Source organism: Pseudolysinimonas sp. (assembly GCF_031389465.1).
Classification (GTDB): domain Bacteria; phylum Actinomycetota; class Actinomycetes; order Actinomycetales; family Microbacteriaceae; genus Pseudolysinimonas_A.
The window spans coordinates 1-17,639 of sequence record NZ_JANMSQ010000138.1; the positions used below are offsets into that span (position 1 = coordinate 1).

The window sequence follows — 17,639 nt, forward strand, 5'->3', positions numbered from 1 at the left end:
CCCGTGCGATGCGCGTCAGGTTCTGCGCCGTCTGGGTCACCGCGATCGTGATGTCGAAGGTCTTCAGGTAGTCGACGAGTTCGCCGCTGGAGCACGATTCGAGGAACCAGGCTTCGAGGGCTTCCGCGGTATCGGCCGGAAGCTCGACTCCCGCAACAGGCGCGAGGTCGATGATGGTCTGCGCCCGCAGCCCCCCGTCGAGGTGGTCGTGCAACGAGACCTTGGGCAGCTTGCCCAACGGAACCCGGCTGCCGGGAAGGATGCGCTCAGCGTCAGTCGTCACGCCATCCAGCCTACGGCGCAGCTCTCACGCGCGAGCGCTACCCGTTCCGGCCGTCGCGCCCACGATGGGAGGCGCGCTCGCCAAACTGGGTAGCGGTCGCGAATCAGTCGACGCGGCCGGCGATGAGGGGGCCGCCGTCGTCGATCGGGGAACCGGGGTCGCCGATCGCCCAGGCACCCTCGAGTGCTTCGAGCGCGCGGGCGAAGCGGGCGGGCTCGTCGGCGGAGAGGGTGAACAGGGGCTGGCCGGCGCGCACCGGGTCTCCGGGCTTCGCGTGGAGGTCGATCCCGGCGGCATGTTGCACGGGGTCTTCCTTGCGGGCACGGCCGGCACCGAGGCGCCAGGCGGCGATCCCGAACGGCAGTGCCTCCTGCTTCACGAGGATGCCGTCACGGTCCGCGACCACCACGGAGGTTTCCCGAGCGACCGGGAGTGCGGCATCCGGGTCACCGCCCTGTGCGGTGATCATCGCGCGCCAGGAGTCCATCGCGCGACCGTTCTTCAGCGCGGCGTCGACATCAGCGTCGGGCAGCCCGGCGAGCGCGAGCATCTCGCGGGCGAGGGCGACAGTGAGCTCGATGACATCCGCCGGCCCTCCGCCGTCGAGTACCTCGACGGATTCGCGCACCTCGTTGGCGTTGCCGATCGCGAGCCCGAGCGGCACATGCATGTTGGTGAGCAGGGCGACCGTGCGAGTACCCGCATCGTTGCCGAGGCGCACCATCACCTCAGCCAACTCCCGCGAACGCGCCGGGTCCTGCAGGAACGCGCCCGAGCCGTGCTTGACGTCGAGAACCAGGGATGCCGTCCCCTCGGCGATCTTCTTGCTCATGATCGAGGACGCGATGAGCGGGATCGCTTCCACGGTGCCGGTGATGTCGCGCAGGGCGTAGAGCTTCCCGTCGGCGGGGGCGAGCCCGGCTCCGGCCGCGCAGACGACGGCGCCGACCTCCTCGAGCTGGCGCATGAACTCCGCGTTTCCGAGCTTGGCGCGCCATCCCGGGATGCTCTCCAGCTTGTCGAGTGTGCCGCCGGTGTGGCCGAGCCCGCGGCCCGATAGCTGCGGAACGGCGACCCCGAAGGATGCCACGAGCGGCGCGAGCGGAAGGGTGATCTTGTCGCCGACCCCGCCCGTCGAGTGCTTGTCGGTGGTCTTCTTCGACAGCCCCGAGAAGTCGAGGGTCTCGCCGGTCGCGATCATCGCGAGCGTGAGGTCTTTGATCTCGGCGGGCGCCATCCCGTTGAGGAAGATCGCCATCGTCATCGCCGACATCTGCTCGTCGGCGACATAGCCGCGGGTGTAGGCATCGACCAGCCAGGTGATCTGCTCCGCCCCGAGCGACCCGCCGTCCCGCTTGGTCTTGATCAGGTCGACAGCGTCGAACGGCTCAACCACCTGCGTATTCCTCCAGTTGCCGCGGGCCGAAGGCGTCGGGCAGCACCTCGTCGATCGTCTTGATGCCCGACACGGTTTCGAGCAGCATCCCGGGCGCCGAGAATTCGTAGAGCAACTGCCGACAGCGGCCGCACGGCATGAGCACGTTGCCGTGGCCGTCGACGCACGAGAACGCGACGAGCTTGCCTCCGCCCGACGCCGCGAGCGCCGACACGAGGCCGCACTCGGCGCACAGTCCGACGCCATAGGAGGCATTCTCGACGTTCGCGCCCTGCACGATGCGGCCGTCATCGACGAGCGCCGCTGCCCCCACCGGGAAGTGAGAGTACGGCGAGTACGACCAGCTCATCGCCTCGTTCGCGGCGGCCCGCAGCGCATCCCAGTCGATCAAAGACACAGCTACCCCTTGATGTACGGTTTGCCGACCGCCCGCGGTCCGACGGCACGCCCGACGAGCACGGCGACGGCGAGGAGGGTCACCACATAGGGCGTCGTCGCGATGAGGTCGGGAGGAATCTCCGACCCGGCCTGACCGGCCCAGATCCGGAAGTTGCGTGAGAAGCCGAACAGCAGTGCCGCCGCGGCAGCGAGGAATGGATTCCAGCGACCCAGGATGACGCAGGCGAGCGCGATGAAGCCCTGCCCGGCGCTCATGTCGCGCACGAACGGTCCGATCGAGCCGAGCGTGAGCGCCGCGCCGCCAAGTCCGGCGATCAGGCCAGCCGCGGTGACCGTCCAGAACCGCCAGCGGTTGACGTTGATGCCGACCGTGTCGGCGGCGAGGGGATGCTCCCCGAGCGCCCGGATGCGCAGTCCCCACCGGGTCTTGAACAGGAAGAACCAGACGACCGGAACAAGGACGAACATGATGTAGGTCGTCAGCCGCTGGTCGAACAGCACCGGCCCGAGGACCGGGATGTCGCTGAGCAGCGGGATGGAAAGGAACGGCAGCGTGCCCGGGAAGTTGAGCTCTTGCCCATTGTCGGCAAGCGCTGCGGAATAGAAGAAGTTCGTCAGGCCCACCATGAGGGCGATCAGCACGACACCGACGATGATCTGGTCGACGAGGTACTTGATCGAGAAGGTCACGAGCACCATCGAGATGAGTGCACCGGTGAGCATCCCGGCCAGGAGCCCGACGTAGAGGTTGTCGGTGACACTCGCGACGACCGCCGCGGTGAACGCGCCGCCGAGCAGTTGCCCTTCGATCGCGATGTTCACGACGCCGACCCTGCTCGCCGATGATGCCGGCGAGCGACCCGAAGATCACGGCAGTCGAGAGCCCGATCGTGCCGGTCAGCAGGAAGACGACGGGCACATCGCCGCCTTCACCGACCCAGGCGACGAGCCCGATGAGGAACGCGAGAGCGGTGAGGAACGTGAAGCCGAGCGGCACCGGACGACGGCGCCACGAGAAGACCGCAGCTCCCATCGCGCAGGCCAGGGCGAGCCCGCCCAGCACGAGGCACAGCGTCTGCGAGTGCACGACGAGCGGCGGGATGACCGACCCCTGACCGGTGTCGCTCCAGACGAACCGCACCTCGGAGTCGGCGCCGAACAACCCGAACCCGATGAAGGTGAGCAGAGCGACGACGGCGATGATGACGGTCGTCTTCCAGCTGCGCGGCGCAAGGATGACCGGGCCGGTGGCGACCTCGGCGACCGGGCTCTCCGCAGGGTCGGGGGCGGTCGTGGGGGCGAGGCTCGTCATTTCACGGCCTCCTTCCCGGTACGACGCGCACGTCGTTCCTCTCGGGTCGGGGAGTCTGCGGTGCGCGGCTCGGGCAAGAACCGGAAGATCGCCCGCACCAGCGGCGGCGCGGCCACGAACAGCACGATGAGAGACTGCACAACGGTCAGCACCTCGGGAGCGACATCCTGGATCTGCATCGTCGGGCCAGCCGCCCTCATCGCGCCGAACAGCAGCCCCGCGAACAACACGCCGAACGCGCGCGACCCGCCGAGCAGGGCGACGGTGATCGCGTCGAAGCCGATCCCGGCGTCGACGGCCGGGCTGAAGCTGCCCTGTCGACCGAGCGCCTGGTTGATGCCGGCGAGGCCGACGAACAGCCCCGAGAGCACCATGGCGGTGATGAAGATGCGGTTGACGTTGATGCCGGCGGTGCGCGCCGCGTCGGGGTTGAGCCCGACCATGCGCAGCCGGAATCCGAGTGTCGAGCGCTCCATCAGCCACCAGTAGATGCCCACTGCGACGAGGGCGAGAACGAATCCGAGGTGCAGGTTGAATTCGCCGCCGAGCAGGTTGGGTAGTTGCGCTGTCACTTCAGGCGGGCGCGTCGTCGGGTTGCTGCCCGTCTCCATGTCGTGCAGCACTGGTGTGCGCATGAGGTAGGTCACGATGCCGATGGCGATGTAGTTGAGCATGATCGTGACGATCACCTCGTGCGCCCCGGTGTAGGCCTTCAGGAACCCGACGATGCCGGCCCAGATTCCGGCGCCGATGAAACCGAAAATCATGGCGACGATGAGGTGGATGCCGTAGGGCAGCTGGAACTGGAAGCTGGCGAATCCGGCGAATGCGGCGCCCATCAGCAGCTGCCCGGTGCCGCCGATGTTGAACAGGCCGACCCGGAAGCCGAGGGCGATGCCGAGACCCGCGGCGATGAGCGGTCCTGCAAAGCGAAGCGATTCCGTCAACGGTCGGACGGCGCTCTCGAAGGATGCGGCGTTGTAGTTGTAGATCGAGCCGCGGAAGAGTGCCTGCGCCGCATCCGATGCCGACTTCCCGGCTGCGCCGAAGAAGTCGCCCGGCCGTGAGCCGAAATAGCCGAGCGTCTCAAGCACGTTTTCGTCCGTGAAGATGACCAGCAGCAAGCCGACGATGAGCGACAGGATCACGGCGAGGAAGATCCTCAGCGGACTCCCGCTCGCGATGTCGGACAACACCTCTTGGAGCGTCGGCCGGTCCCGACCGCCGACCGAGGTCGTGGGCGCTGTGGTGGCGCCGTCCTGAGCCTGTCGAAGGGTCAAGCCGCCACTCCCGCCATGAGCTGACCGAGCCGTTCGCGCGCCGTGTCGGGCGGCACGATGTCGACGATCTTGCCGTGATACATGACGGCGATTCGGTCGGCGAGTGCGAGCACCTCGTCGAGTTCGGTGGAGATGATGAGCACGGGCACGCCGCTGTCCCGCACCTCCACGATGCGCTCGTGGATGAACTCGATCGAGCCGACATCGACGCCGCGCGTCGGTTGCGCCGCCACGAGCAACTTCAGGTCGCGCGACAGTTCGCGCGCCAGCACGACCTTCTGCTGGTTGCCGCCGGAGAGCCGCACGACCGGCGAGGCCGCGCCTTGCGTGCGGATGTCGAACTCGCCGATCGCGGCATCCGCGAAGCCGTCGCGGTGGGCGAAGTCGATGTTCACGCCCTTCGCGAATGGGCCGGAGTAGCTGCGGTCGAGCATCAGGTTCTCGGCTACGGTGAACTCGGCGACCAAGCCGTCCTTCTTGCGGTCTTCGGGCACGTACCCGACGCCCGCCTCGAGCACGTGGCGCACGTCGGCGCGGACCAGCTCCTCGCCGTGGAGCTTGATGGATCCGCGCACATGGTCGCGCAGACCGACGATCGTCTCGGTGAGCTCCGTTTGCCCGTTGCCCTGAACTCCCGCGACGGCCAGGATCTCTCCCGCGTGGATCTCGAACGAGATGTCGTCGAGCAGCACCCTGCCGGCCGGATCGAGAAGCGTGAGGTTCTTCACGGCGAACACCGGGTCGCCCGGGTTCGCCGGCCCCTTCTCGACCGTGAGTTCGACCGCACGGCCGACCATCATCGATGCGAGTTCAGCGGTCGAGGCGCCGGGCTTGGCATCTCCGACGACCTTCCCGAGCCGGATGACGGTGATCCGGTCGGCGACGGCTTTGACCTCGCGCAGCTTGTGGGTGATGAAGACGATCGACGTGCCCGCCTTGGCGAGATTGCGCATCGTGGCCATCAGCTCGTCGGTTTCCTGGGGGGTGAGCACCGCGGTCGGCTCGTCGAGCACGAGAACCTTCGCCTCACGCGAAAGCGCTTTGACGATCTCGACGCGCTGCTGTGCCCCGACGGGCAAGTCTTCGACTTTGGCGTCGGGGTCGATGTCGAAGCCGAACTGGGCCGAGATCTCCCGCACCTTCGCGCGGGCTGCGGCGAGATCGATGATCCCGAACCGTGACGGCTCGTGGCCGAGCATGACATTCTCGGCGACCGTGAAGACGGGAATGAGCATGAAGTGCTGATGCACCATGCCGATGCCGGCGGCCATCGCCTGACCGGGGCCGGTGAACTGAACCGGCTCGTCGTCGAGCAGAATCTCGCCCTCGTCGGCGTGGTAGAGGCCGAAGAGCACGTTCATCAGCGTCGACTTGCCGGCGCCGTTCTCACCGAGGAGGGCGTGAATTTCACCCGGCTCGATCGTGAGGCTGATGCCGTCATTGGCGACGAGACTCCCGAAGCGTTTCGTGATGCCGCGGAGTTCGAGTTTCATCGGGTCCATCCTGCCGGAAGGGTTGAGGGAAAGCGATGTGCCGGGGGGCCGAAGCCACCCCGGCACATCGTGCGATCAGCCAGATCGATCAGATCAGACCGATCAGATCATTCGGATCAGGCGAGCGGGTCGATGGACCCGTCGATGATGCCGGCCTTCAGCTCTTCGAGCTTGGCGAGCAGTTCGTCCGAGATCTTGTCGCTCTCAGACAGTGCCGTTCCGTCGTTCTCGAGGGTGCCGAGGTAGGCATCCACCGTGAACTCACCACCGGAAGACAGGTCGGCGATGACGTCGAACACAGCCTGCGTCATGCGCTTCTCGACCGAGGTGAGGACCAGGTCCGCGAACTCGGGCGAGGTGACGGCGATGTTCTTGTCGACGCCCAGGAACAGGGCGGTGGTCGAACCCGACTCGGTGATCGCCTCAGCGGTCGACGCGAACAGGCCGCCCGCGACCGGGAAGATCACGTCAGAGCCTGCAGCGAGGAAGCCGGACGAGATCGCCTTGGCGCCTTCGGTGTCACCGAAGTTCAGCGCCGGGTCGGTGAACGATCCGGTGCCGGCGATCGGGTCGCGCCCGAGGACCGTCACCGGGGTGCCGGTCTCGGCCTCGTACGCCTTGGCGCCGTAGTAGAAGCCGTCCATGAACGCGGTCACGGCCGGGATGTCCAGGCCACCGTAGGTCGAGACGATCTTGGTCGTGCTGTACGCGGCGGCGAGGTAGCCGGCGAGGTAGCTCGACTCTTCCATCGCGTAGGCGATCGGCTTGAGGTTGGTCTGACCCTGGTTCCAGCCGTCGATCCAGACGAACTTCGAGTCGGGGTTGCCGTCGGCGATCGTGAAGATCGTGTCGTTCAGCGAGAAGTTGAATCCGACGGCGAACGTGACGTCGCATCCGGCGTCGACCATCGCGGTGAGGTTCGGCTCGAAGTCCTCGGGGTTCGACGACTCAGCGTCGTTGATGGCGACACCCAGCTCGTCTTCGGCCTTCAGGAGGCCGTCGTAGGCGGCCTCGTTGAAGCTCTTGTCGTTCCAGCTGCCTTCGTCAGAGACGGCGCAGGCGAGGAAGTCGACAGCGTCGCCGCCGTCGCCCTCTTCGGGTGCTGCGCCACAGCCGGCGAGCACGAGCGCGCTGGCGCCGGCGAGCGCGAGGCTGACGAGCGCGCGCTTACGTGTGATCAGGTTCACTTGGGATCCTCCATGTGCAAAAGCCCCGACGGGTACGCCGGGGTGTGATGGGCTCAGGCTAGCCCCGCGGCACCCTGCAGACCAGGAAACCCGGCCCCGCAACCGCATAAGTTACCAAAGCGCGACACATGCGAAATGTGGACGAAATGATTTCTCACAGAACCGGACTGAACCGTCGTGGGGGCTTCGTCTCCGTCGAGAGCAGTCCGATGAGGTACTCGAGGAAGGCGAGCCGGTCGACCGCTTCGATCACCGTCGCGTTCGGCTCCAAGCCGTGAACACCCCACGACATCGCCGAGTATCCGCGGGTCAGCTCCGAGTCCGCTTCGACGTCGACCGCGTACCGAGCGCTGGCGGCAACCAATTCCGGATGCAGCAGCACGGCGGCGGTGAGCGAATCGGGATGCGTTGAGCCCATGATCCCGACCGATTCGTCGAACGCGAGCGTCGCTTCGCACACCCGAACCACGAATCGCGCGAGCGGGGTGCCGACGGCAGCGATCCGGGAGATCTCGTCACGGTTGAAGACGCCGTCGACGAGGGTGAGGGGCGCCCACGGCACCACGACGATCTCGGCGAAGCCCGCGGCGAACACCGTCTTCGCGGCATCCGGGTCGACGTAGAAGTTGAACTCACCGGCGGCGGTGATGTTGCCGCGTGCGTTGTTGGAGCCGCCCATGATGTAGAGCGCCTTGACGTTGCCGACGAAGGCAGGATCCTTGATGATCGCCATCGCGATGTTGGTGAGCGGGCCGATGCAGACGATCGTCAGCTCGCCGGGCGCTTCCGCGGCGAGGCGGATGAGGGCGTCGACCCCGTGCTCCGCCTGCGGAGCGAGACCCGACTCGTCGATCGCGAGCCCGCCACCTCCGTCGCCGTGCACGTTCTCTGCCGACACCCACTCGCGCACGAGCGGCCGTTGGCATCCCAGGTAGACGGGCACGTCGAGCCGATCGGCCACGTTGAGCGTCATCCAGGCGTTCTTCACCTGGCTGTCGAATCCGACGTTTCCGGCAACCATCGTGATCGCCCGCAGATCGGCTTCCGGGTCGAGCAGCCCGACGAGGATCGCGACGCAGTCGTCTTGGGCGGTGTCGGTGTCGATGACGAGGGGAACGGGCACAGTCCAACGGTAGAACAGTGGCCGTGGCGGTGCGGACGCGGCGGGGATAGCGTCACGGCATGTTCGACCGCTTCGCGACGCTGACCACACCCCACCTCGCGGATGCCTGCCTCCGGGCGGGCGTTGCCGTGCGCTGCGCTCCGACGGGGCTCCGCGCGATCGCGCCGGGGGTGCGCGTCGCCGGACGGGTGTTGCCCGCGGCCCACGCCGGAAGCGTCGATATCTTCCTCGAGGCCGTCGCGTCGGCGCAGCCCGGAGACGTCCTCGTCGCCGACAACGGCGGCAGGCTCGACGAAGCCTGCATCGGCGACCTCGCAGTGCTTGACGCGGCCGCGGGCGGGGTTGCGGGGATCGTCATCTGGGGCCTGCACCGCGACTCCGTGGACATCCTGTCGATCGGAATGCCGCTATTCAGCCTCGGCGCCCTGCCCAGCGGACCGCAGCGGCTCGATCCGCGCGCGCCGGACGCGCTTGTCGCCGCCCGGGTGGGCGAGTGGACCGTCACCCAGTCGGATGCCGTGTTCGGCGACGAGGACGGCGTGCTGTTCGTGCCGCTCGACCGTGCCGACGAGGTGCTCGAGTTGGCTGCCGGAATCGCCGTCACCGAGGGACGCCAGGCTGACGAGATCAGAGTCGGCCGAAGCCTGCGGGAGCAGGTGCACTTCGACGACTTCCTTGCAGCGCGGGCGGCCGACCCCACCCTCACGTTCCGCGATCACCTGCGTGGCGTTGGGGGCGAGATCGAAGTGTGACCTCGCGCTTGGCTGGAGCCGGATGCGGTTGGACCCATGTGGATGGGGGTCCAACCGCGCATGGCTGGAGCCAAGCGCTCGAAGTCAGAGGACCTCGGAGCGACCCGAAAGCTTCAAGGCATCCACGACGCCTTTAACGCGCTGGGCGTTCGCGCTGGTCGTGACCAACAGTGCGTCGGGGGTGTCGACGACGATGATGTCGCGCACGCCGATGAGCGAAATGATGCGGTTCGTCTGACTCACGACGATTCCGCTCGAGGCATCGGCAAGCACCCGCGCGTTCTCACCGAGGATCGCCAGATCGTTCTTGCGCCCGCCGGAGTGCAGTTTGGCGATCGAGGCGAAGTCGCCGACGTCATCCCAATCGAAGTTGCCCGGCACGACGGCGAGCTTTCCGGCCCGGGCCGCGGGCTCGGCGACCGAGTAGTCGATCGCGATCTTGGTGAGCCTCGGCCAGATCCGGTCGACGGCGGGGCCGCGGGTCGACGGGTCATCCCACGCGGCCGCGAGCTCTTCCAGGCTGCTCACCAGGGCGGGCTGCGTCTCGCGCATCTGGTCGAGCAACACGTCGGCCCGGGCGACGAACATGCCGCCGTTCCAGAGGTGCTCGCCGCCCTCGAGATACTGTTCCGCGGTCGCGAGGTCGGGCTTCTCGACGAAGCTCGCCACCCTCAGCGCCTTCGGAGCACCAGGGATGTCGAGAGACTCCCCGCAGTGGATGTAGCCGAAGCCGACGGCCGGCTCAGTCGGGGTGATGCCGATCGTTGCGATGTAACCCGCATCGGCGACGACGACCGCCTGCTCGATCGCGCGGCGGAATGAGCGCTCGTCGCTGATCACGTGATCGGCCGCAAACGCGCCCACGATGACGTCGGGCTCGCGGCGCACGAGGATGGCGGCCGCGAGACCGATGGCGGCCGACGAGTCTTTCGGCTCGCTCTCGAGTACGACGTTGGCATCGGCGAGCTCGGGGAGTTGCTCCTCGACGGCGGCGCGGTGCGCTCGCCCGGTGACCACCATGATCCGTTGATCGCCGGAGAGCGGTGCAAGTCGATCCCAGGTGCTGCGCAACAGTGTGCTGCCCGAACCGGTGAGGTCGTGAAGGAACTTCGGGGCGTCGGCACGGGACAACGGCCAGAGCCGCGAGCCGATGCCCCCGGCGGGAATCACGCTGTAGAAACGGGCGAGCGCATCGGGGTGTTCGACCATGTCCCTCAGCGTAACCGCGCGACGAAGTACGGAGTCTTCAGCCGCCGTACACCCGGCGGTCACGCCGAGGTCGCCTGCCTCCGACGGCACCAAACGTACGGTCGCGACATGAGAGTCGCCGTGGTGAGTGAAAGCTTCCTTCCGACGGTGAACGGCGTCACCACTTCGGTCGTGCGCGTGCTCGAACATCTCGCCGCGCGCGGACACGAGGCCACGGTCATCGTTCCGGCCGCGGGTTCACCGCGCGAGTATGCCGGATTCCCGGTCAACCAGGTGCCGGCGCTCGCCTACCGGCAGTTCCCCGTTGGCTTGCCGAACTCGCAGGTGAGCGGGCTGCTCGCCGCCTTCCGGCCCGACGTGTTGCATGTCGCCTCGCCGTTTCTGCTCGGGGCACAGGCGATTGCTGCGGCGAACCGGCTCGGCGTGCCGAGTGTCGCGATCTACCAGACCGATGTGTCGGGCTACGCGCGGCGCAACCGACTCGCCGCGGCGAGCGCGTTCGCGTGGCGCTTGGTGCGCTGGATTCACGAGGGGGCCGACTTGACGCTCGCGCCCTCAACGACGGCACTCGCCGACCTGCGTGCAGCAGGCGTTCCGCGCCTCGAGCGCTGGGGCCGCGGGGTCGACATTGAGCGCTATCACCCGCGCCGTCGCGCCAGCCAAGGCGCGGTCGATCTGCGCAATCGTCTCGCCCCCGGCGGGGAGACGATCGTCGGCTACGTCGGCCGGGTCGCGCCCGAGAAGAGCCTCGAGCGGTTGGCCGAGCTGCGTGGCATCCCCGGGATGCGGCTCGCCATCGTCGGCGACGGCCCGGCGATGCCCTCCGTGACGCGCGCTCTCGACGGGATGCCGGTGACCTACCTCGGCTCGCTCGGCGGGGAGGATCTCGCGAACGCCTACGCGGCTCTCGACGTCTTCGTGCACACCGGAACCGAAGAGACCTTCGGGCAGACTCTGCAGGAGGCCCACGCGAGCGGGCTCCCGGTGATCGCCCCGCGGGCCGGGGGTCCCATCGACCTCGTTGACCAGGGCGTCGACGGTTTCCTCTACGACCCCGCGTCCGACTCTGACCTCCGCACGGCCGTCGCCGCTCTCGTCTCCGCACCGGAGTTGCGGGCGCGGATGGGTGAGGCCGGCCGCCGACGCGTTCTCGGGCGGTCGTGGACCGCAATCTGCGATGACCTGCTGGAGTTCTACGGCCGCGTGGTGACCGATCGCGCGCTCACCGGCGCGCGCGTCTGAGGTCACCTGGTCGCCTAGACTCAGCAGTACTGATTCACACTGCGGCGCGCCACCCCGCGACGGAGCACAAGGAGGAATCCGTGTCCACTTCAGGCGCGGCGAAGATCCGGGCTCCCAAGATCACAGCCCCGAAACGACCCGTCGGAACCCTGTACCGCGGCCGCGAGGGAATGTGGTCCTGGGTGCTCCACCGGATCACCGGGGTCGCCATCTTTTTCTTCCTGTTGGTGCACATCCTCGACACGGCACTCATCCGGGTGAGCCCGGAAGCCTACGATGCGGTGATCGGCGCCTATAAGACGCCGATCATGGGTCTCGGTGAAATCGGCCTCGTCGCGGCGATCGGTCTGCACGCCCTCAACGGCCTGCGCATCATCGCGATCGACTTCCTCGCCATCGGCCCGCGCATCCAGCGCCTCATGTTCTGGATCGTGGTCGCCGTCTGGCTGCTCCTGCTCGCGGGCTTCATCCCCCGCCAGCTCCTGCACATCTTCGGAGGCGAGTGACCATGACCACCGCCATCCCGGCACCCAACACCCGTCAGCACTCCGATCAGCCCCGTCGCCGCAAAGTGAACTGGGAGATGTGGGGCTGGCTCTACATGCGCTTCTCGGGCGTGCTGCTGGTCGTGCTGATCTTCGGCCACCTGCTGGTGAACCTGTTCCTCGGTGACGGGGTGAAGGCGATCGACTTCGCGTTCGTCGCAGGCAAACTCGCCGATCCGTTCTGGGTCGTCTACGACCTGCTGCTGCTCTGGCTCGCCCTGATCCACGGGGCGAACGGCATGCGTACGATCATCAACGACTACGCCCGCGGGCGTCTGCGCGTCGTGTTCCTGGTCGCCCTCGCGGGGGCCACGATCGTGCTCCTCACCCTCGGAACTCTTGTTCTCACGACGTTCGACCCGTGCATCGGGGAACCGTCGGCAACCCTCGCTCCGCTCTGCGCGGCGCAGTAACCCCGGAGCACACACGCATGGATTTTGAAGACGGGGATGTCGTCGATGGCATCCATTACCACCGCTATGACGTCGTCATCGTGGGGGCCGGCGGTGCCGGGATGCGCGCCGCCATCGAGGCGGGCCCGAAGGCCCGCACCGCGGTGATCACGAAGCTCTACCCGACCCGGTCGCACACCGGTGCGGCGCAGGGCGGCATGGCGGCGGCACTCGCCAACGTCGAGGAAGACAGCTGGGAGTGGCACACCTTCGACACCGTCAAGGGCGGCGACTACCTCGTCGACCAGGATGCGGCCGAGATTCTCGCGAAGGAGGCGATCGACGCCGTCCTCGACCTCGAGAACATGGGCCTGCCGTTCAACCGCACGCCCGAAGGCAAGATCGACCAGCGACGCTTCGGCGGCCACACCCGCGACCACGGCAAGGCACCCGTGCGCCGGGCCTGCTACGCCGCCGACCGCACCGGCCACATGATCCTGCAGACGCTCTTTCAGAACTGCGTGAAGCTCGGCGTCGAGTTCTACAACGAGTACTACGCGCTGGATGTCGTCATGACCAAGGTCAAGGGTGTCGAGCAGCCGTCGGGCGTTGTCGCCTACGAGCTGGCCACCGGCGAGATTCACGTCTTCCAGGCGAAGGCAATCGTGTTCGCGACCGGCGGCTTCGGCAAGATCTACAAGACGACCTCGAACGCCCACACCCTCACCGGCGACGGCGTCGGCATCATTTGGCGCAAGGGCCTGCCGCTGGAAGATATGGAGTTCTTCCAGTTCCACCCGACCGGTCTCGCCGGGCTCGGCATCCTGCTCACCGAGGGTGCCCGCGGCGAGGGTGCCATTTTGCGCAACGCGTCGGGCGAGCGCTTCATGGAGCGTTACGCCCCGACCATCAAAGACCTCGCGCCACGCGACATCGTCTCGCGGTGCATGGTGCAAGAAGTGGCGGAGGGTCGAGGGGCCGGCCCGCACAAGGACTACGTGCTGCTGGACTGCACCCACCTCGGCGCCGAAGTGCTCGAGACGAAGCTGCCCGACATCACCGAATTCGCCCGCACCTACCTCGGGGTCGACCCGGTGGTCGAGCCGGTGCCCGTCATGCCGACAGCCCACTATGCAATGGGCGGGATCCCGACCAACGTCAAGGCCGAGGTGCTGCGCGACAACGACACCATCGTGCCGGGGCTCTACGCGGCCGGCGAGTGCGCGTGCGTTTCGGTGCACGGCTCCAACCGCCTGGGCACCAACTCGCTGCTCGACATCAACGTGTTCGGTAAGCGGGCTGGCAACAACGCCGTCGAGTACGCGAAGACCGTCGACTGGACGCCGCTGCCGAAGAATCCCGCTGCCTTCGTCACCGCGCTCGTCGCGCAGTTCAAGGCGTCGACCGGCACCGAGCGCATCGCGCACCTCCGTAAGGAGCTGCAGGACGAGATGGATCGCAACGCTCAGGTGTTCCGCACCGACTCCTCGCTCGAGAAGGTCACGCACACGATCCACACCCTGCGCGAGCGGTACAAGAACGTGTCGATCCAAGACAAGGGCAAGCGGTTCAACACCGACCTGCTTGAGGCGATCGAACTCGGCTTCCTGCTGGATCTTGCCGAGGTCGTCGTGTTCAGCGCGCGCAACCGCAAGGAGAGCCGCGGCGGGCACATGCGCGACGACTACCCGGATCGCGACGACGCCACCTACATGAAGCACACGATGGCCTACCTCACCGGCGATCCACACTCCGCCGACGCCGCCGACCACATCACGCTCGACTGGAAGCCGGTCGTGATCACCAATTACCAGCCGATGGAGCGTAAGTACTGATGACCGTCGCAGAGGCACCCGTCCAGGCGTTCACCGTCACCCTGATCATCCGTCGCTTCGACCCGGAGGTCGACGAGGAGCCGCGCTGGGTCGACTACGACGTGCAGATGTATCCGACCGACCGCGTGCTCGACGCGTTGCACCAGATCAAGTGGGAACAAGACGGTTCGCTGTCGTTCCGCCGTTCATGCGCGCACGGCATCTGCGGTTCGGATGCGATGCGCATCAACGGCCGCAACCGGCTGGCCTGCAAGACCCTCATCAAGGATCTCGACATCAGCCAGCCGATCTATGTCGAAGCGATCAAAGGTCTTCCGCTCGAGAAGGACCTCATCGTCGACATGGAGCCGTTCTTCGAGTCCTACCGCGCCATCCAGCCGTTCCTCATCGCGAGCGACAAGCCCGACAAAGAGCGCATCCAGTCGGTCGCGCAGCGCGCCATCTTCGACGACACCACCAAGTGCATCCTCTGCGCCGCGTGCACCTCGTCGTGCCCGGTGTTCTGGACCGACGGCCAGTACTTCGGTCCGGCCGCGATCGTCAACGCGCACCGCTTCATCTTCGACAGCCGCGACGAGGGTTCTCAGGTGCGCCTCGACATCCTCAATGACAAAGAGGGCGTGTGGCGGTGCCGCACGACCTTCAACTGTTCAGAGGCGTGCCCGCGCGGTATCGAGGTCACGAAGGCGATCGCCGAGGTGAAGCAGGCCGTCCTGCGGGGCAACCCCGGCCTCCCGCGCCTCGACCTAACAGTGGTCTAGGCCGAAAAAGGTACGGCCCCGCGAAGGCTGGGATCTACCGCGGGGCCGGACCGAGTGCCCTCGGATGGGACGATCGAAGGGCGGGGCCTGACGGCCTCACCACGAGAGACACCCGCCCCGGGTAGCTATGACGCGGTTTCGCGAGATTCGTCAGCCGACGAGGTTCACGTCGACGGTGCCGCCGCCGGACGACAGGCCGAGCGGCTGGATGAGTGAGTCGATCAGCCCGTCGAGCAGCCCGAGGAGCTCGGCGAGTGGGTTGATTCCGAGTGCGACGCCGCGGAGGTAGTCGCGGTCGATGGTCTGCACCAGTTCGATCGACGAAAGTCCGCCGGGGAACGCGGCGATCTCGATGACGTACCGGCCGGAGGCGTTGGCCTGCGCGGTGGCGTAGACCGTTCCGGCGGCTTGGGCGGTGATCGTCGCTCCGGGCGTGCCGGTGCCGGTGAGGTGGAGCGTGACGTCGGCTTCGACGATCTGCCCGCCGTCGTCGGTGATCGTGTCGATGACCGAGTCGACGGTCTCACCCAGCACCCCGCCGGCCGCTTCGACATCACCGGAGAGGGGGTCGTCGACGACTCCGGCTCCCGACCCTGCGTCACTGTCTTCCACTGACGAGTCGCCAGCCGCTTCTTGTTCGACAGTTGCGGATGGGGCGGTGGATTCGCTCGCGTCGACGGTCGGCGCGACACCGAGCGCGACGCTGCCGACGATGACGGCGACGACGGCGAATCCGCCGACGAGCGTGCCGGTGCCGGTTGCGGCTCCCATCGAGAGCCCTCCGACGATCGGGGCGGCAAGCACGCCACTTCCGGCGATCGTGTCGAGGGCGACCGGAACGTCGGGAATCGGGAAGTCGGCGGCGGACGCAGCAGAGGACTGGCTGAGCGAGGCGAGCAGGGTACCGCCCGCGACGCCGCCGAGCAGCAGCGGAAGCATCACCAGTGCCAGGTGGGAGCCGACCTCGTCGACCTCTTCGGAGACGATGGCGCACTTCGCGCAGCCGACGAGGTGTGCGGTGAGCCGCTCACGGTCTCGGTTCGAGAGCCCGTCGCGGGCGTGCTCGCCGAGGCGTGACATCGCCCACTGGCATTCGCCTGAGGCGGCCGCATCCGAGACGTGGGCTTGGAGCCACGCCTTCCGGAGGCCTTCCCGGGCACGGTAGGAGAGCGCGGCGACGCTGTTAGCCGTCATCCCCATCAGCGGGGCGACCTCGTGCGGGTCCATGCCTTCGACTTCGGTGTACCAGAGCACCGTCTGCCAGCGCTCGGGGAGGGAGCGGAAGGCGCGCGCGGTCAGGGTCCGGTCGAGAGCCCACGCGGCGGGGTCGTCCGGGATCCGGTCGTCTTCACAGTCTTCGATGATGTCCACCTGGACGTCACGCGAGGCGGCCCCCCAGGAGCTCGCTAGGTTTCGGATGGTCGTGTACAGGTAGGGACGAAAAGCGCCGGTGGGTCCGCCGCCCGCCAGAACACGCTGGTAGATCCGTGCGTAGGCCTCGCTGACGAGGTCATCGGCATCGATCGACGACGTGAACTGGCGGGCGACGCGAGCGGCAGAACGATAATGACGGCGCCACAATTCGCCGAACGCCCGCGTATCCCCCGATCGCGCGCATTCGATCAGCTCCGCATCCGAAGTAGTTAGCTTCGCATTCTGATCGCTCATCCCCCTGATCCATTCCCGGGCCTCTCTTTGTCCCCTTGAGGAATCGAAGATCGCCGGAAGCGTTACCGCTCCGTAGCGTCCTTCACCATGAGAGACAGCCCGTTCCGTCTACTATGACGCCGTTCTCGTGCTCAATTCACCCCCCAAGTGGGGGGCGTCTTCCGCCTCGCGCTCTCGCGGTGAGAGCCCACCTAGGCTGAACCGCATGGCACTGAAGGGTCGGATCGCGGCGGCAGTCGCGTGGGTTCAGCGCCGAAAGGCCGTGCGGGTGCTGGTGCGCTACGGTCGGGACCGCGGGCCGATTCTGGCCAGCGGGATGGCGTACCAGGCACTGTTCGCGGTGTTCGCAGCGCTGTGGGTGGGCTTCTCGATCGCCGGACTCGTGGTGAGCAGCGACGCCGGACTTCAGCAGGTGATCATCGAGGTTCTCGACGACGCGGTGCCGGGGCTGATCGACGACGGGTCGAGCCGTGGAGCCATCGACCCGGCCCTGCTGACCACCGGGGCCGCCTTCAGCGTCTCGGGGATCATCGCCTTCATCGGGCTGCTTTTCACCGCGCTCGGCTGGCTGGCGACCGCACGTGACTCCGTGCGCACGCTGTTCGACCTCCCGCCGGCTCCGACCAATGTCGTGGTGCAGAAGCTCATCGACCTCGCCCTCGGGGTCGGCTTCGCAGCCCTCCTGCTCATCGCGGCAGGCCTCTCGTTCGCCGGGACCACGGCGACCGAGAACCTCCTCGGGTTGCTCGGCATCGACACTCG

Annotated in this window: 16 protein-coding genes and 1 pseudogene; 7 read left to right on the top strand and 10 right to left on the bottom strand. The window is 67.3% G+C overall.

The features are described 5' to 3' along the window. From RMO30_RS05315 to RMO30_RS05350, 8 genes and pseudogenes are all read right to left on the bottom strand, one after another. Positions 1–283 (bottom strand): annotated as a pseudogene (locus RMO30_RS05315) (adenosine deaminase); the annotation flags it as partial. A gap of 103 nt (positions 284–386) precedes the next feature. Continuing rightward, complete coding sequence (locus RMO30_RS05320) at positions 387–1,679, bottom strand: thymidine phosphorylase (protein ID WP_309710435.1); 1,293 nt, start codon at positions 1,677–1,679, stop codon at positions 387–389. Further along, positions 1,672–2,076, bottom strand: coding sequence for a cytidine deaminase (locus RMO30_RS05325; RefSeq protein ID WP_309710437.1), 405 nt, complete (start codon positions 2,074–2,076; stop codon positions 1,672–1,674). The genes RMO30_RS05320 and RMO30_RS05325 overlap by 8 nt, the downstream gene beginning before the upstream one ends. 2 nt (positions 2,077–2,078) lie before the next feature. Next, positions 2,079–2,900, bottom strand: coding sequence for an ABC transporter permease (locus tag RMO30_RS05330; protein WP_309710439.1), 822 nt, complete (start codon positions 2,898–2,900; stop codon positions 2,079–2,081). Positions 2,901–3,386: 486 nt separating this feature from the next. After that, entirely contained in the window at positions 3,387–4,670 is a 1,284-nt protein-coding gene (locus tag RMO30_RS05335; RefSeq protein WP_309710441.1) for an ABC transporter permease, read from the bottom strand. Then, on the bottom strand, positions 4,667–6,163 hold the full coding sequence (locus tag RMO30_RS05340; protein WP_309710443.1) for an ABC transporter ATP-binding protein: 1,497 nt from the start codon (positions 6,161–6,163) through the stop codon (positions 4,667–4,669). The genes RMO30_RS05335 and RMO30_RS05340 overlap by 4 nt, the downstream gene beginning before the upstream one ends. Positions 6,164–6,279: 116 nt before the next feature. Continuing rightward, the gene (locus RMO30_RS05345; RefSeq protein WP_309710446.1) at positions 6,280–7,350 is read right to left on the bottom strand and encodes a BMP family ABC transporter substrate-binding protein; all 1,071 of its coding nucleotides are present in this window, start codon (positions 7,348–7,350) and stop codon (positions 6,280–6,282) included. A gap of 154 nt (positions 7,351–7,504) precedes the next feature. Beyond that, on the bottom strand, positions 7,505–8,473 hold the full coding sequence (locus RMO30_RS05350; RefSeq protein ID WP_309710448.1) for a nucleoside hydrolase: 969 nt from the start codon (positions 8,471–8,473) through the stop codon (positions 7,505–7,507). Positions 8,474–8,532: 59 nt separating this feature from the next. On the opposite strand from RMO30_RS05350, the gene RMO30_RS05355 reads away from it, so the two are divergent. Beyond that, the gene (locus RMO30_RS05355) at positions 8,533–9,225 is read left to right on the top strand and encodes an RraA family protein (protein WP_309710450.1); all 693 of its coding nucleotides are present in this window, start codon (positions 8,533–8,535) and stop codon (positions 9,223–9,225) included. A gap of 84 nt (positions 9,226–9,309) precedes the next feature. On the opposite strand, the gene RMO30_RS05360 is transcribed toward RMO30_RS05355, so the two are convergent. Next, a complete protein-coding gene (locus tag RMO30_RS05360) occupies positions 9,310–10,434 on the bottom strand; it encodes a mannose-1-phosphate guanylyltransferase (RefSeq protein WP_309710452.1) in 1,125 nt (374 codons plus the stop codon). Positions 10,435–10,542: 108 nt separating this feature from the next. Between RMO30_RS05360 and RMO30_RS05365 the strand changes: the two genes are divergently transcribed. The 5 genes from RMO30_RS05365 to RMO30_RS05385 all read left to right on the top strand — a co-directional run bounded on the left by RMO30_RS05365 (position 10,543) and on the right by RMO30_RS05385 (position 15,209). Continuing rightward, a complete protein-coding gene (locus RMO30_RS05365) occupies positions 10,543–11,676 on the top strand; it encodes a glycosyltransferase family 1 protein (protein WP_309710454.1) in 1,134 nt (377 codons plus the stop codon). Between the two features lie 80 nt (positions 11,677–11,756). Next, positions 11,757–12,182: a succinate dehydrogenase, cytochrome b556 subunit gene (gene sdhC, locus RMO30_RS05370; protein WP_397427896.1), complete on the top strand. Its 426-nt coding sequence runs from the start codon at positions 11,757–11,759 to the stop codon at positions 12,180–12,182. A 2-nt stretch (positions 12,183–12,184) separates the two neighbouring features. Next, positions 12,185–12,634 (top strand): succinate dehydrogenase, encoded by a 450-nt coding sequence (locus RMO30_RS05375; protein WP_309710457.1) that lies wholly within the window; start codon positions 12,185–12,187, stop codon positions 12,632–12,634. A gap of 17 nt (positions 12,635–12,651) precedes the next feature. Continuing rightward, complete coding sequence (sdhA, locus tag RMO30_RS05380; RefSeq protein WP_309710460.1) at positions 12,652–14,448, top strand: succinate dehydrogenase flavoprotein subunit; 1,797 nt, start codon at positions 12,652–12,654, stop codon at positions 14,446–14,448. Continuing rightward, the gene (locus tag RMO30_RS05385; RefSeq protein WP_309710462.1) at positions 14,448–15,209 is read left to right on the top strand and encodes a succinate dehydrogenase iron-sulfur subunit; all 762 of its coding nucleotides are present in this window, start codon (positions 14,448–14,450) and stop codon (positions 15,207–15,209) included. The genes sdhA and RMO30_RS05385 overlap by 1 nt, the downstream gene beginning before the upstream one ends. Before the next feature lie 150 nt (positions 15,210–15,359). On the opposite strand, the gene RMO30_RS05390 is transcribed toward RMO30_RS05385, so the two are convergent. Continuing rightward, entirely contained in the window at positions 15,360–16,877 is a 1,518-nt protein-coding gene (locus tag RMO30_RS05390; protein WP_309710465.1) for a sigma-70 family RNA polymerase sigma factor, read from the bottom strand. A gap of 205 nt (positions 16,878–17,082) precedes the next feature. Here RMO30_RS05390 and RMO30_RS05395 point away from each other — a divergent pair. Next, on the top strand, positions 17,083–17,639 hold a 557-nt coding region (locus RMO30_RS05395; RefSeq protein ID WP_309710468.1), incomplete at its 3' end, for a YhjD/YihY/BrkB family envelope integrity protein.

Coding starts and splice junctions, on each gene's coding strand:
- RMO30_RS05360 (WP_309710452.1), bottom strand. CDS start 10,434: ATGGTCGAACACCCCGATGCGCTCGCCCGTTTCTACAGCGTGATTCCC.
- RMO30_RS05390 (WP_309710465.1), bottom strand. CDS start 16,877: ATGAGCGATCAGAATGCGAAGCTAACTACTTCGGATGCGGAGCTGATC.
- RMO30_RS05365 (WP_309710454.1), top strand. CDS start 10,543: ATGAGAGTCGCCGTGGTGAGTGAAAGCTTCCTTCCGACGGTGAACGGC.
- sdhA (WP_309710460.1), top strand. CDS start 12,652: ATGGATTTTGAAGACGGGGATGTCGTCGATGGCATCCATTACCACCGC.
- RMO30_RS05375 (WP_309710457.1), top strand. CDS start 12,185: ATGACCACCGCCATCCCGGCACCCAACACCCGTCAGCACTCCGATCAG.
- RMO30_RS05355 (WP_309710450.1), top strand. CDS start 8,533: ATGTTCGACCGCTTCGCGACGCTGACCACACCCCACCTCGCGGATGCC.
- RMO30_RS05385 (WP_309710462.1), top strand. CDS start 14,448: ATGACCGTCGCAGAGGCACCCGTCCAGGCGTTCACCGTCACCCTGATC.
- RMO30_RS05340 (WP_309710443.1), bottom strand. CDS start 6,163: ATGAAACTCGAACTCCGCGGCATCACGAAACGCTTCGGGAGTCTCGTC.